This is a genomic window from Candidatus Neomarinimicrobiota bacterium, assembly GCA_017656425.1.
In the GTDB taxonomy this organism is placed as follows: domain Bacteria; phylum Fidelibacterota; class UBA2242; order UBA2242; family B5-G15; genus JACDNV01.
On the sequence record JACDNV010000001.1, the window covers coordinates 127,613 to 143,412 of the forward strand.

Sequence of the window (15,800 nt, forward strand, 5' to 3'; positions counted from 1 at the left end):
TACCAAAATCTGCAGGTATTTTAATAAGTCCGACTGTTACAAAGCTTACAATAGTGCTTATTGATATATAAATAAAAAAGTCCCGTTAGCCCAATAATTCCTGAATCCTACCACTTACCATACTCGGTATCATCATTCCGAGTGCCATAAAGCCTGTAGCTATTGCATAATGGGCGGTTTTATACTCACCATCTGACAAATAAATCATGCAAAGCAGATATCCAGTAAAACCAAAACCATAACCCAATTGCTTAATAATAATGCAAATACCAATTGCCTCAAGGTTTTCCGGTTGAAAATATGACAGATAGATATAAACAAAATCAGGGAGGTTGATCGCTATAGCCATCCCCCAGATAAGTTTCTTTAAACCATAGATAGAAGATAATATACCACCAATAATACCTCCTAACATTAAAGCAATAACACCAACCGTTCCATAAATAAACCCAACCTCGGATACGGTCAAACCCAATCTGCCCAACATAATTGAATCAATAAGAAATGGTGGAACAATCTTCACCAGTTGTGATTCAGCAAACCTATAAAGTAGCAAAAAAAGTATGCCAGCAGCTATACCCTTTTTCTTGAAGAAGGATAGGAAAACATCTATATATAATTTGAAAGCTTCATTTGCTTTTACATTTCTTTTATCATAGGGTTTGGGCAACATAACCCAGTGATAAAATGCAAACAGAATAAATAGCAATCCTAAAACAACAAAAGAAACCGACCAGCTATACGGTACATTCACAGCAATTGCCCTGAAAGTAGCAATAGCGGGATCTTTTAAATTGGGAGCAGTGGTAATCCTTACAACCTGTGCTTCGTTCCAGTTTGTTGAATCAAAAGTGAGAAACCCTTCCGTAACAAGATGGATATCCTTTTCACCCACTTCTAAACCAAAATTTATTACCTTTTTATCGCTGGGTTTTTCTGATAGCAGAATCTCAATATCAAGTGTATCTCTTTTATTCAATGAATCGGATATTACAATAAAACCCCGATCAGCCTCTATTATAACAGATGGTATTCCTTTTCTTCTACGGTTACCTACTACCACTACTTCCTTTAAATTTTTATAAGATGCTTCATTTATAGCCTTAATATCTATAGATACAGGCTCCAATCCAGTTCGGCCTTGAATAAAACCTGTCAGCATTACGACAAGTCCCTGACCTGCAATTATAGCTATTCTGTAAATGTACTTCTAATACCAACAAAAAACGCCTGATCACGGTTATCAAGTCCAAGCATATAAAAACCATCACTTGCAATATCATTTGTAGCTGAAGAAAAAGCAAGAATCCACATGGAGAAAATTGTTAAGGGAAACCAGTATGGAAGATGTAAAAATATAGCAATAAAAAAGGCAAACCCAATAGCAATTTGCATCAAAATTACCCAGCTCCGCTTTGTAAGAAATATATCAATAAAAGGGCTCCAAAATGGCTTAACTACCCATGGTAAATATAATGCACTTGTCCAGAAAGCTATCAGTGTATTTGATATACCCAAGTTTTTAAACATTATTACACTTACCACCATTGCTATAACATACAGTAAACCCTCTGCAAAATACAGGCTGGGGACCCACATCCAGCCTGATAATTCCGCTTTTCTAATTATTTTATCCAAATATAGATCTCGCCTTTAGTAAACCTTTACTATTTCTGTATTAGTGTAATAATGATATAATATATCCTCAACAGTAAAGCCTTTCAAAGACATCCCAAGGGCTCCGATCTGGCACATGCCAACCCCGTGCCCCCATCCTGCTCCTTTAATTGTAAATTCACGTGGAATATCTGAACCATTCGGCTTTTTCTCAACATAAAAGGCTGAACTATATAGAAATTTTTTACTTAAACTATTTCTTATTTTTGATTCTCCATCTAATACTACAGAATCTTTCTCACCCTTAAAATTCATATAATCTATCTGCAATTTAGTAATTCTACCCGATGCTCCTCTATTCAAAGCAATCATATCAAGTATAAACTTACTATTGATTCCGAGCTTGGATTTAACCACCTCGTTCAACTGCTGTTGAGAATAATTTACTAACCAGCGAAAATATCTACTCTCTACATCTACACCACCAAGATATTTCGCCAATTCTTTCTCAGGTATATAATACGAGCTACAATAGGTCTGCGGTTTATCATTCAACCATAACAAAAATTTATCTTCACTATCTATGGGATATCCTGGATGAGAATAACCTGGAGGCCCATCTATTTTAGATTTCGAATACGGAATTGGATCTCCATCCCATATATTATGGTACGTCTCGATGATACCACCACAACTCTTAGAATATCTCGCATCTACAATTTTATCGTCATAAAATAATATTTTTCCATATGTACATGAAGCAGAATCAATCGATTCTTTTGTTAAAAATGTTGTGCCCTGATACCTCTGACAGCAGTCATCATTACATACGTCAACTCCGAGTTCTTTATGTTTCACTCCAGTATTTGCCAGAAACCATGATCGTGCAGCGATCGTAAGTGCCTCAAGAAACGACTTTGGGCATTTTGCTCCCATCTCAGAAGTTGCCACACACATTATATATTTTTCCAGACTAAGTTCATTTATAACAAGCAGGTGTCCGTTATGTACACAAAATGCAACATCACCAGGTACATACATGTCCATTAACTTCCGCCAATGGAATCTCCTCCCTATTATCACATTTTTCACTTTTATCCCATAACGGGGACCAAAAAGAGCTGGATTATTATCATCTTTTATTACCCATTTTGAAGATCTCAGTGTTTCTTTATTAGGTAAAACGACCACAATTTCATTATCATCAAGGTGAAATTCATACCTTTCATTTAATAACAGATCTACTGAAACACCGCAACCATCAACCAATACATATCTACCGTTCTCGGGAGTATTGATAACTATTTTTTTAAAATTATCATCTGGTAAAACAATAGCTACTTTTATGATTGGTTCCTTTTGAGGAATAGTCCCTGGTTCCATCATTCCTTCCCCCCTCTATAACTAAAATAAGCATAAACACCCGCACCAATTGAAGGCGCTTCTATGAGTCTAGAAAAAACAAAAAACTCATCTCTGTCAATCTTCGTAAAATAATAATCTTTAGTATCATTCTCTATAAATAAACTCTTACTTATAAAATTTTTCAAATTACTTATAAAATTAGCCCAGATAAGCTCATCATCATAAGACTCTTTCAAAAATTCACCAATTTGCTGACCAAAAATAACAGAACCCAGTTTTGTACCGATGAACTTATGCTCTTTTATAGGCCATTTTCTATAAATATTTCGGATCTTGAATATTCCCTTGTATCCGACATCCAGAGTTACTATTATTTCATATACCAGCTTTGCCAGGTAATAACAAAAGCCATCAATAACCTCCTGCGTAGATATATTTCCTCCTATTGCTATATCTCTTATTTTTTGAACATATATATCCTCTTTTTCAACGTCTTTTATACTTTCCCCTACTTTTTCTAAGAATCGTTTCATCACCCCTTTTGCTGATATATAATCTTCTATCGCTACGTTATCCTCTGATGCAAGCTCCCATGTCTTAACAAACCAATCACTCACTTCATCTATTTCAATAATCCGTCCATTTATTTTTAGCAAATCGGCAATACCTGTACTTACACCACAGTAGTAAACATTCTGAAACTTTCTGAAGCTGCCACCTTTCCCGTACTGCTCACCCAACCCACAGAAATAGGCATCATTACCAATTTTCATCGGCTTCCAGATTAGATTTATTCCTTCCTTTTCAATCATTCCCTTGAATATATCACAAAAGGAAGATATCCTCGGTCCATTTGCCATTACAGCTATACCTCTATCATCAGCAGTTTTAATTCCAGGCATGCAGAAACCAATCAAGATATCTCTTTTCTTCAAACAATCCACTAATGATAATACTGCCTTTACACATGCAGAAATGTATACTCTACTTTGCATTTCTTCACTTTCACTAATTGAGTAGTTAGAATTTATAAACTGCCCCATCTGGGTATTTATATCAACTGGTTTAAAATTTTCATTATATCCACCAATTTCTTTATACCGATATTTAACATTATACTCACCAGTATTAAAAAGACCATCTTCAAGAATTGTAATATTCCATGCGCTTACTTTACTGGCTCCTCCATCTATCCCGATCAACACAGGGTCCAAACTCATTTTTTTGTAATCACAGAAAATATGACACTATTATAAGAGTATGATTTCTTAATATTTATAAATTCTTGCCACCCTCTTCGAAACAGAACAAGTAAGTTCATAGGGTACCATTCCTATCAGTTCAGCAAGATTTGTCACATTAATCTCTCTAAAGCTATCATTCCCCCACAAGACTGCTTTATCTCCAGGTTGAATATTGTCATTGCCAATATCAACCATCAATTGATCCATCGTTACAGCACCAACAACTGGATACAACTTCCCTTTTATAAGCACTCTACCCTTATTTGTAAAAGCTCTGCTGTATCCATCGGCATATCCAACAGGTAAAACTGCAATATTTGTATCCTTATTGGCCTTATATTTTCTACCATAACTTATATAAGAGCCTTTTGATACAAACCTCACAATACTTACATGGGTGATAAATTTCATAACAGGTTTCAACTTTATTGATTCTGTAGTCTCAAGACTCGGGTAATTGCCATATAATGTAATACCTGGCCGCACCATATTAAAATACGAACTCGGCAGATCCAGTATAGCACCACTATTCGCCATGTGTATATATTTAAAATTGTATCCTTTTGCTATCAATCTACTTAATACTTCTTTAAATCTTTTTAACTGAAGATTTGCAAAAGTTTTATCCTTTTCATCGGAAGTAGAGAAATGAGAATAAATGCCCTCGAGTATCAGATTATCTATCGTTTTCAACTTTTCTACCACTTCATCAATACATTCAGGCTTGATACCAACTCTGTTCATTCCAGTATCAACTTTTACATGGGCAACACATTTAGTTTTTTCCCTTTCAACAGCCTTTGCTACCTTATCTACATCACTATGATCTACAATGCTTATCCGTATTCCTTTATTTATCGCATATTCCATCTCATCATACTGTAAAGCTCCAAAAAGTATAATATTTGCTTTTATTCCAGCTTTTACAAGTTCTTCGACCTCAGTAATTCTTGCAACCGCTAAAAATTTCACACCATTTTCAGTAAGTGTCCTCGAAACCTCTATCAATCCATGCCCGTATGCATCAGCTTTTACAATAGCCATTATTTCTGCAGGGTAAACCTTTTCTCTCACCTTTTCCAAGTTATAAACCAGGTTACGGAGATTTATTTCTACATAAGTATAAGGCTTAATCATTATATTTTTTAAATGAGTAATTAAAAAAATTTTCTAAAGAGAGATGCACTTCTGTAATACATCCCAAAATCCAACTATTGATACTGTCCAAATCCAAATTCGTAACCATATAAAACGGTTCACCATAGTAATACGCCATTGTTAGCCCACCATAAGTTCCAACACCCATCTTTATATGATCATCCTACAGACAGATAATATAATCCACATCCTTGATATTAACATATATATCATGATTAATAATCTTTCCAATAAAAAATTAAATTTTTCTGGATCATCTTTTTTAAACGACAAAAACTAGTATAAATTTCCTCCTGAAGGAATTTGTTTTCTTCATTCATAGGATTACAGACAAAGTGTCCAAATCTATTTAAAATAAAAGATTCAAAAATGTTAGGCCATTCCTTTCCTACTATATATAGCATATTCAATTACTTCTATTAATTCCTTTTTCATCTTAACAATTTCTTTTTGAACCAAAAATATCCAATAAATATCAGTATTATATCAATCGCGACTGTATACCACAAAAGACAAAAATTGATCTCATTAAACAAAAATAAAGACCTGAATAGATTATGTAAATTTAAAAAGGGTATGTATAAAACTGGACATACACCTAAAAACCCCATTCCACCTCTTATTTCTGCGTCAGTACCCAACAAACCAGGTAAAACAAAAATAACCAGATATGCTATAATAACCGGGATCAAACTTCCTGCTCTTTTCTGAAAAATAAGAGAGAAAAATAATCCAACAATATACTGTGTAGTACAAATTAGAAAAATAAGTAAGGCAATTAGAACAAAGTCGTTAAAGGTTAGATATATTTTAAATAATATAAGCAACAAGAAGGAAAAAATTGCAACATTGACAAAGCTATGGGTAATATGAACAAAGCACTTTATAAGATACAGTTCAAATAATCTATACTCATTTGTTAGTTCAGAAAAAATTATCCCGTATTTATTTAAATATCTCATCCAGTAGTATATACCAATTAACATCGGGAATAAGACAACGGTGGTAGAAACAACTACAAAAATAGTATTTATTTGGGAATACCCTGTTCTTAGACCTGAGTACTTCATAATATTACTATATAGAAAGTATATCAATACGGGACCCACAATTGAGAAAAATAAAGACATGATAGCCTGCCGTTTTAATTCCCTTAACTCAACAACAAGCAAACGCCTTAAATTGCCCAATGAATCCCTCCACATGTTAGATAATATCATCCTTCCCGATATTTCTCAAAAGTATTTCGAAATCAATTATATCCGAATCGAGGAGTACCATGTTTTCAATTCCAACCCTTTCAACAAATTTCTTAAAAAATGCTGGTGATTGAAATTTTACAATCCAGTAACCATTTCTCTCTTCCTTTTCCATTATACCTGATTCAACCTCATCAAAGGAAAGACTTTCGTCAGCTACCTTCTTTAATCTAAACTCACATCGATAAGGCAACTCATCTATAGACTCAAACTTTTCCCAATTCCCATCAAAGACAACCCTACCATTACTCAATATAATCCATCTATCAAAAATAGATAAAAAATCAGAAAGGTTATTAGTAGATATAACAATCGTTGCACCCTTATTCTTTAATCTAACAAATTCTCTCAAAACGCTATTCAAAGACACAATATCAAGGTTATTTGTTGGCTCATCGAGAAGAAGAATTTCAGGGTCTCCTAACAAGACCTGGATAAGATCAATTTTCCTCCTGATCCCAACCGAACAGTTCATAATACACTCATTAAGATAATCGCCAATCTCCAATTCATTAATAAAGTATATTATTCTTTCCTCTGATTCATCTTTATTAATTCCCAGTAAAGAAGCTCTCTTAAAAAGTACTTCCCTTACCATCATCCATGGATCATGCATGTCATACTGAGGTAAATATCCAATTCTGACTTTCTGTTTTTTATTACTTATCTCTTTACCAAATATAAATATTTTACCGTTATCAATCACATTCATCCCCGACATCAATCTTAAAAGTGTTGATTTACCAGAACCATTTCGTCCCAGTATTCCAAAAATTGATCCCTTCTCAACTCCAAAGCTCACATTGCTGATTATGTATCTTTTTTTCAGCTTTTTACTAACATTTTTTAAAGTGATAGATGCTTCCATTAGTGTGCCTCATACCATGAATTTCCAACACCTATATCAACCTTTATTGGTACTTTTAGTTCAATAGCGTTTTCCATCTCAAATTTAACAATTTCTTTTACTTTTTCTAATTCATTATCGGGGACCTCAAAAAGTAATTCATCGTGAATCTGTAATATCATTTTTGCCCTTAGCCCTTCTTTCTTAAATCTATTGGAAATATTTATCATCGCTATTTTAATAATATCAGCAGCGGTGCCCTGGATCGGAGTATTGATGGCAACTCTTTTCGCAGCTTCTCTTATATGATAATTATCGCTTTTAATATCATGTACATATCTTATTCTTCCTGATAAAGTTTTTACATACAGATTTTTTTCAGCCTCTTCTAAAGTTTTAACAATGTACTTATTAATTCCAGGATAGGTTTTAAAATACTGATCTATAAGCTTCTTTGCCTCGTCCTGTGGTATATTTAATTCCTCGGACATACGAAATGGCCCAGCACCATACATTATCCCGAAATTGACAATCTTTGCTACCCTCCTCATTTCAGGCAATACATTCTTTTCACCAATACCAAAAACAAGAGCTGCAGTTCTGGTATGAATATCCACTCCTTTTTCAAAAGAACTCATCAACTCTTTATCTTCCGAGAGATGTGCCATTATTCTCAATTCAATTTGAGAATAATCGGCTGATAACATCTTCCAACCATCATATTGAGGTCTAAAGGCTTTCCTAATCTCTTTGCCTAAATCTGTTTTGATAGGTATGTTCTGGAAATTGGGATCACTACTGGACAATCTTCCAGTAGATGTCCCTGTTTGATTAAATGAAGAATGTATTCTTCCTGTCTCGTTATTAACATACTGTTTCAAAGCATCAAGATAGGTGGTTTTCAGCTTCACAAGCCCTCTATAATCGAGAATCAATTCCGGCAAAGGATGCTGTGATTTTAACTTCTCTAGTACCTTTACATCAGTAGAGTTCCCTCTTACCTTTGGTAGCCCAAGCCTATTAAATAAAATCTCCGATAGCTGCTTCGGGGAATTTATGTTGAATTCAATTCCTGCAATATCATATATCCGAAAAGCGAGGGAATCGATTTTCTTTGATATTTCATTTGACATTTCATTCAGAAAATCAATATCAACATACACACCATTTTTTTCCATTTCCACAAGCACATAAATCATCGGCAACTCTATTCTTTCATATACATCCCATGTGTTATTTTCTTTCATTTGCTTTTTAAAAATTGGGGCAAGCTGTAATGAGATATCGGCATCTTCAACAGAATAGAAAACCAACTTGTCAAGCTCAACTTTATCCATTGTAATCTGATTCTTCTTACCTCTACCAATCAACTCCTCAATAGGTTGCATTGTATAATGAAGATACTGTTGACTTAAATTATCAATTTTATAACTGTGTGCATCAGGCTGTAAAATCCAGGCAGCAATCATAGTATCTATATCTATTCTCTTGAGTTCAATACCGGCTCTTTTCAATACTAACATGTCGTATTTGAGATTGTGACCACATTTTTTTATTCTTTCATCTTCTAAAACTGACTTCAATTCTTTGATTACAACTAAAAGATCGTTGCCATTAAATAGGTTTTCTTTCTTACCTTTATATCTAATCGGTATATAATAACCCTTATTTGGTTCAATAGATATTGCAATCCCGACTATTTCTGCTTCTAGTGGTTTTAATGAAGTAGTCTCCAAATCAACTGAAATCAGCTCAGCAGTTTTCATTCTCTCTGTAAGCTCTTTTAAATCTTCCAAATTCATAACAGCTTTATAGTCTTTTTTCTCACGAATTTCCTCGCTTGGCTTTTTAAAACTCTTCAGGATAGAATAAAACTCCAGTTCCTCAAGTAACTTTATAAATTTTCCCTCATTTATCTGCTTATGCTTCAGATCCTTCACGTCTATTTCCAGAGGGATATCGATTTTTATTTTTGTCAACTGTTTGGATTTAAATGCATCATCCCTACCTGAGATTAATAAATTTTTTAGTTTTTCATTATCAATTTTTTCAATATTTTTATAAAGTTCTTCAATATTCCCAAACTCATTTATTAATGAAGATGCCTTGACAGGTCCAATTCCCTTTACCCCTGGTATATTATCAATTGTATCTCCTGCCAGAGCAAGCAGATCAGGGATTTTCTCCGGAAGTACATTCCATTTCTTTTTAACACCTTCAACATCTATTATTTCTGTCTCCTTTTGACCAACTCCAGGTTTATACATCAATATATTTTCATCAATAAACTGCATCAGATCTTTGTCACCTGTAACCATATATACGGTAATCCCCTGGGATGCTGCTTTTTTTGCAATTGTACCGATGACATCATCTGCTTCATACCCCGGCTTTATTATTACGGGAATCTCAAGTGCTTCTACAAGTTCAAACATTTTTGGTAGTTGGGCTACCAATTCATCCGGCATAGCCTCTCTTGTAGCTTTATATTCTTCAAAAAGCTCGTGCCTGAATGTTTTCTCTGGAGCATCAAACACAATCCCTATATAATCGGGCTTTTCTTCATAAATAATTTTCAATAGGGAATTCAAAAATGCATATGTAGCCCCAGTTGGCATTCCTTTAGATGTAGTCAATCTATTCTTCATCATCGCAAAATGACATCTATAAGCGAGTGCCGAACCGTCTACAATAAATAATCTCTCTTTATTCACACCTCAACCCACATACTATATTCTACTACCAATTGCAGAAGAGCCTGGGAGTTGAACCCAACTTCCCATTATATATCTGGTGATATCGGTATTGAAAATAATGATAACCATCGGGGATACATTCATTCCAGTCAATAGTCAACAATAATGTAATCAACGCCTGTAGCCCTCTTTAATTGCCTTCCAAATTCCTTAGCCTCTCCCTTCGTATTAAAACTCCCAAATTTCACCACGTAATATCTTCTCCCTTTTACTTCCTTCTTCTGAATTAAGGGATGATAACCTTTCGCAGCCAATCTATCTCTCAGCGAAAAGGCATTATTAATGTTCGCAAAAGCACCAACCTGGATATAATAAAAACCCTTTCCTGTATCATTCTCCAGCTTTACATTGTTATTTGTGGTTTCACTTTCATTCACAGCCCTCCATTCCTCCAGGCTATAGATTGAAACGATTTTATAATCATCAAATCCAATGTCAAATTCAGGATATTTTCTGGAAAAATAGACAAGATAATAATCCACGGAATCCTTTAAATCCAGAGAGTTATAACATCCAAGCAAAAAAAATATACATATTTCCAGAAGCGGTGAGTTAGGACATTCATTAACCATTTGCCATGTATAATTAAGGGCTTTTTTATAAATACCCTTTGAGTAGTAATATTCGATAATCTTCATAAGAGCTTCATCATAATACTCGGTATCTTTACATCCTTGGAGAATTTCTTTATAAATTTCAATAGCCCTATCACCATCGATCTCATTCTTGGCTATAATGTATTTCTTTCTGCATTCAAGTCGATTATATTCCTGAGGCAGGATATTTGCCGTAGAAATAAAAATTGTAAATGCAAACAGAAATACAACTTTATGCATTAATGTATGTATCTATTTGGTTACATACAGGACAAATCCAATAAACATCTTCGGACTCATTACCACATTTAGAACATCTTAATCTAAAAACTTTGCTTAGTTTTTCAATTATAATATCCAGAGCCTTTTGTGCATTTCTTACATCATTCTTAGCAAGTAACAGCTTCGCTTTCATCAGATCTACCAAAATATTATTTACCTCGGATTTATTTAGATTATCTATAATATCAATAGCTTCATCCAGTTTACCTTTCTTCTCATAAAAGAGAGCCAAGTTAGTCACAATTCTTATATCGTTCGGTAATTTATCATGCAATTTCTCATATAAATCACCAACCCTATCAAAATTACCTAACTCAAATAGCAATTTTTCCAGTTTATTAAAAACCACAAACGATTTTTCGGGCGCTATATCGAAATACTTTTCCCACCAGATAATAGCATCCTGAACTCTTCCCTCATTATAATAGGATTCTGCTATGTAATAATAAGGAGCCTCGCACCTTTCGTCATATTTTATAGCTTTTTTGAAAACCAAACGTGCTTCATGGTATTCTTTTTTATTAAAATGTTCGATCCCTTCAGCAGTTTTATAAATCGATGCACGCCTTTTTATTTTCTCCCTGTCTTTCCCCGGAAACATTTTCAATAGTTCGATCGCTTTGTTCCATGCCCCAGAAGCGGGATATAGATTCCATAGCTTATCAATTGCCCACTTATTCTTATTGTCTATTTCTAAAATCTTCTCACACCATTCAATCGCTTTTGCATTATTACCCAGTGAGACAAAATCCTCAACGAGATTTCTTATTATTTCAATTTTCTGTTCTTTACTCATTTCTTCTCTATAAAGAAGATTCATATGTACCTTTACAGCACCTTTTGGATCACCTGTAACCCTGTAAGCCAACCCCAACTTTATATATGCATCAATATTATCAGTATCTCTTTCCACCACAAAACGAAGTTTCTTAATCGCTTCCTTATAATTCTCATTTATGATATCATTGAGTCCCTCAGCATAATATTTATCAACCTTATTAACCTTTACCTTCCTTCTTCTACTAACTAACATAGACAACATAAGAGCTAATATAGCTATTAATATTATTAAAACTATTTCAAGAAAGGACATGACCAACCATTTTATTCTTCATTGATACCATCAGTTTCTACAACCTGATTAATTTCCTTATTCCGATATCTATCCAGTTCAACCTTTAATTTTTTATTTTCGGCTGTTAAAGTTTTAATTCGTGCTTTTAAAGCAATAATACTCAAAGTAGAAAAGGCTAATCCAAGCATTATTCCAATTATAAAAGTAATTAAAAGCACTATAATCATTTCGCTTTTTAAAGGATGGGACTTACTAAAAAACACAATGCTAATAGGTTGACCCAGATTCTGAATCACGAAAATCAATATTAAAAAAATAACTATGATATAAATAATTAATTTTAAAATTTTCATATTTATCCCTTTATTAAAGTGCACTCCCAAATAATGATACACCAGCTGTATCGAATATTTTAACTTTTATAAAGTCACCTATTTTACAATCATAAGCGTCTTTAATAACAACGATTTTATTCGAATCTGTTCTGCCCCTTAACTCTCCCTTCCCCTTTTTACCTGTACTCTCAATTAAAACAGTTTCTATTTTACCTATATATTCCTTATTCCTTAATAGAGTATGTTCCTTCTGTAACTCTATAATCTCATTTAATCTTCTCGATTTTATACTGTCAGGTACATCATCCGCCATTTTTGATGCCTTTGTCCCAGGTCTTGGAGAATACTTAAACATAAAGGCGCTATCAAACCTTACTCTTTCCATTACATCAATTGTGTCGAGAAAATCTTCTTCGGTTTCTGTTGGAAAACCTACAATAATATCCGTTGTAATCGCTATCTCGGGAATATAAGATTTTACTTTATCTACCAAATCAAGAAACTCTTCCTTTGAATAATCTCTATTCATTAACTTCAATATTCTTGTCGAACCTGACTGGATCGGCAAATGTATATGTTTACAGATATTCTTTTTAATTCTCATCACTTCTAAAAGTTCATCATCAACATCCCGGGGATGTGGAGAGGTAAATCTGATTCTTTCAACCCCCGCAATATCTGAAATCATATCCAGCAATTCGGGAAATCTTATTCTATCATAACTATAAGAGTTGACATTTTGCCCAAGTAAAATTACCTCTCTATAACCTGACTCAACAGATTTTTTAATCTCATTAATTATATTTTCAGGATTCCTGCTTCTTTCTCTTCCTCTTACAAAAGGAACAATACAGAAGGAGCAAAATTTATCACAGCCCCGCATTATTGAAACATAAGCACTTACTGCAGTCTGTCTGAAAGGAAGGATATCATCATATGTTTCTTCTTTACTTAACGATGTTTTGATTACAGGCTCACCATTTATATTTTTTAATAATTTCCCCAGATTCCTATAAGAATCAGGACCTACAATTATATCAATACCTTTATATTTATTGAGTAAATTTCCTTTATCCCTCTGTGCCACACAGCCAACAATTCCAATTCTCAATCCTTTTCTTCTGTTTTTCAAGTAAATGAGCTGACTAGCCCTTGAAATAGCTCTATTATCAGCACCTTCCCTAACAGAACATGAATTTATAAGAATGACATCAGCATTCTCAGGTGAATCAGTTTTATCAAAACCATCCTTATGTAGAATACTATAAAGCAATTCCGTATCATATTCATTCATCTGACAACCATATGTTTCAATATAAACTTTTCTCTTATCCATAATCACCAAAATCTACTTTAAATTATATGGATAATCAAGAAGATAAAAATTGTATTAATATATAGCTGCAAAAAAGTAATTTAATGGATCTTTAGCAACCCCAAATTGTCTTATCTCATAATGCAGGTGTGGAGCTGTACTTCTCCCAGTACAGCCAACTTCTCCTATGATCTGCCCTCTTTTTATCACATCTCCCTCTTTCACCAGAATTTTTGAAAGATGAGCATAAATTGTGGAATAACCAAAACCGTGATCTATTTTTATAACTTTCCCATAGGTTCTGCTGTATCTAGTAACTGTTACAACGCCATCAGCGGTTGCATGTACTTTCGTACCTGTAGGCGCGGATATATCAACACCATAATGGAATTCTCTCTTTCCAGTAAATGGATCTTTCCTGTATCCAAATCCGTCACTTATATATCCCTTTCTCAAAGGTCTAAGAGTAGGCGTAGAACGAATCTGAATTGATCTCATCTGGATTGCTTTATAGATCTCTTCATAGCTTGCCTTTTCCAGATTCAAAAGCCTACCTATTCTATCAATATCATGGACTATTCCTGATATCCTTAAAGTATCAGGGAATAAAATATCTAGCTCTTTTATTTTATAATGTCTTCTACCACCAATACCCAGTTTTCGAATATCTATATCCACCTGTGGTATATCTGCATAGGTTCTTAGAGCTCTATCTTTCTCAATCAAATCTTGAAGGCCTGCTTCAATCGAATCTATCTTACCCTTTAAAGTATAAAAGGTTTCTAAGAACTTTTGATTGTTCTTTTTTATATTTTCAATACGGGAGTAATAAACAAATTCAGATAAAAAGTAAACACCCATTACAAATAAAGATATTAATACAAAGATGATAATAGTAAAAATCAAATATAATTTTTTCGAAGATAGAGTGAAAGACTTTACACCACTTGATCTATTCCAAACCAGTACTAGCCTATAATTTTTATCCAAATCTACCTCTTATTCCTACCCCCATTTTCATACATTTATAATTAAAAATAAATAATATAATTGTCAATATTTTTCTCTTAACCAAGATAGCCCTTTAATATTAAAGCTCTTGATGAATGTCTCAGTTTTCTGATTGCCCTCTCCTTTATCTGCCTTACTCTTTCTCTTGTAAGATTCAATCTTTCACCAATTTCTTCTAACGTCAAGGGTGTTTCCCGATCAATTCCAAAATATAGCTTTATAATTGCTGCCTCCCTTGGTTCAAGTGATTCCAAAGCCTTCTTTACCTCCTGTTTGAACGAAATCTCCATCAATGAGTGATCTGGTTCTACCCCATCCTGGGAAGGGATAAAATCTCCAATAGTAGTTTCTTTATTAGGGCCAACCGGTGTTTCCATGCTTACTGTACCTTCACTAAATTGTCTAGCAGCATCTATATCAATATTCTCTTCTTTCACTATATTCTCAATCTCCTCATGAGTGGGTTCTCTTTCAAACTCCTGCTCAAACTCCGATGTAATCTGGGAAACTCTATTGATGTTACCTATAACATTTAGGGGTAATCTAACAGTTCTTGATTGTTCTGATATAGCCTGAAGTATGGTTTGCCTGATCCACCATACTGCATAAGATATAAATTTAAACCCACGCGTCTCATCAAATTTCCTTGCCGCTTTTATTAAACCTATATTACCCTCATTGATCAAATCCTCTAAAGTTAGTCCTTGATTCTGATATTTCTTAGCAACAGTTACCACAAACCTCAAATTAGCCTTTAAAAGCCTGTTTAATGCATCATTATCCCCTTCTTTGACTCGTCTTGCAAGTTCTATTTCCTCCTCAGGAGATAGGAGCTCTTCTTTACCTATTTCATCAAAATAGCGCTTTAATACTTGACTTTTTATCTCTTTTGACTTTTTTAGTCTTGCATCACTTACAAACATATATAATCTCTACTTAC

Annotated in this window: 12 protein-coding genes and 1 pseudogene; all 13 read right to left on the bottom strand. The window is 33.8% G+C overall.

The window, feature by feature from the left end; translation table 11 throughout:
* Window positions 1–85: 85 nt before the first annotated feature.
* Window positions 86–1,599: pseudogene (locus H0Z29_00555) on the bottom strand (MFS transporter).
* Between the two features lie 54 nt (window positions 1,600–1,653).
* A complete protein-coding gene (locus H0Z29_00560; GenBank protein ID MBO8129988.1) occupies window positions 1,654–3,003 on the bottom strand; it encodes a SpoIID/LytB domain-containing protein in 1,350 nt (449 codons plus the stop codon).
* Window positions 3,000–4,202 carry an ROK family protein gene (locus tag H0Z29_00565; protein ID MBO8129989.1) on the bottom strand — a complete coding sequence of 401 codons (1,203 nt, stop codon included), beginning with the start codon at window positions 4,200–4,202 and terminating at the stop codon, window positions 3,000–3,002. Before H0Z29_00565 ends, H0Z29_00560 begins: the two co-directional genes overlap by 4 nt.
* A 48-nt stretch (window positions 4,203–4,250) precedes the next feature.
* Window positions 4,251–5,309, bottom strand: coding sequence for an alanine racemase (alr, locus tag H0Z29_00570; GenBank protein ID MBO8129990.1), 1,059 nt, complete (start codon window positions 5,307–5,309; stop codon window positions 4,251–4,253).
* A 506-nt stretch (window positions 5,310–5,815) separates the two neighbouring features.
* Entirely contained in the window at window positions 5,816–6,574 is a 759-nt protein-coding gene (locus H0Z29_00575) for a hypothetical protein (protein ID MBO8129991.1), read from the bottom strand.
* A 16-nt stretch (window positions 6,575–6,590) separates the two neighbouring features.
* The gene (locus tag H0Z29_00580; GenBank protein MBO8129992.1) at window positions 6,591–7,511 is read right to left on the bottom strand and encodes an ABC transporter ATP-binding protein; all 921 of its coding nucleotides are present in this window, start codon (window positions 7,509–7,511) and stop codon (window positions 6,591–6,593) included.
* Window positions 7,511–10,204, bottom strand: coding sequence for a DNA polymerase I (gene polA, locus H0Z29_00585; protein ID MBO8129993.1), 2,694 nt, complete (start codon window positions 10,202–10,204; stop codon window positions 7,511–7,513). Before polA ends, H0Z29_00580 begins: the two co-directional genes overlap by 1 nt.
* Before the next feature lie 131 nt (window positions 10,205–10,335).
* Window positions 10,336–11,082, bottom strand: a complete 747-nt coding sequence (locus tag H0Z29_00590) for an SPOR domain-containing protein (protein MBO8129994.1) — start codon at window positions 11,080–11,082, stop codon at window positions 10,336–10,338.
* Window positions 11,075–12,217: a tetratricopeptide repeat protein gene (locus H0Z29_00595; protein ID MBO8129995.1), complete on the bottom strand. Its 1,143-nt coding sequence runs from the start codon at window positions 12,215–12,217 to the stop codon at window positions 11,075–11,077. Before H0Z29_00595 ends, H0Z29_00590 begins: the two co-directional genes overlap by 8 nt.
* A gap of 11 nt (window positions 12,218–12,228) precedes the next feature.
* Entirely contained in the window at window positions 12,229–12,552 is a 324-nt protein-coding gene (locus tag H0Z29_00600; protein MBO8129996.1) for a LapA family protein, read from the bottom strand.
* Between the two features lie 13 nt (window positions 12,553–12,565).
* Complete coding sequence (miaB, locus tag H0Z29_00605) at window positions 12,566–13,870, bottom strand: tRNA (N6-isopentenyl adenosine(37)-C2)-methylthiotransferase MiaB (protein MBO8129997.1); 1,305 nt, start codon at window positions 13,868–13,870, stop codon at window positions 12,566–12,568.
* A gap of 54 nt (window positions 13,871–13,924) precedes the next feature.
* Window positions 13,925–14,710 carry a M23 family metallopeptidase gene (locus H0Z29_00610; protein MBO8129998.1) on the bottom strand — a complete coding sequence of 262 codons (786 nt, stop codon included), beginning with the start codon at window positions 14,708–14,710 and terminating at the stop codon, window positions 13,925–13,927.
* Window positions 14,711–14,916: 206 nt separating this feature from the next.
* A complete protein-coding gene (locus tag H0Z29_00615; GenBank protein MBO8129999.1) occupies window positions 14,917–15,783 on the bottom strand; it encodes a sigma-70 family RNA polymerase sigma factor in 867 nt (288 codons plus the stop codon).
* Between the last annotated feature and the right edge of the window lie 17 nt (window positions 15,784–15,800).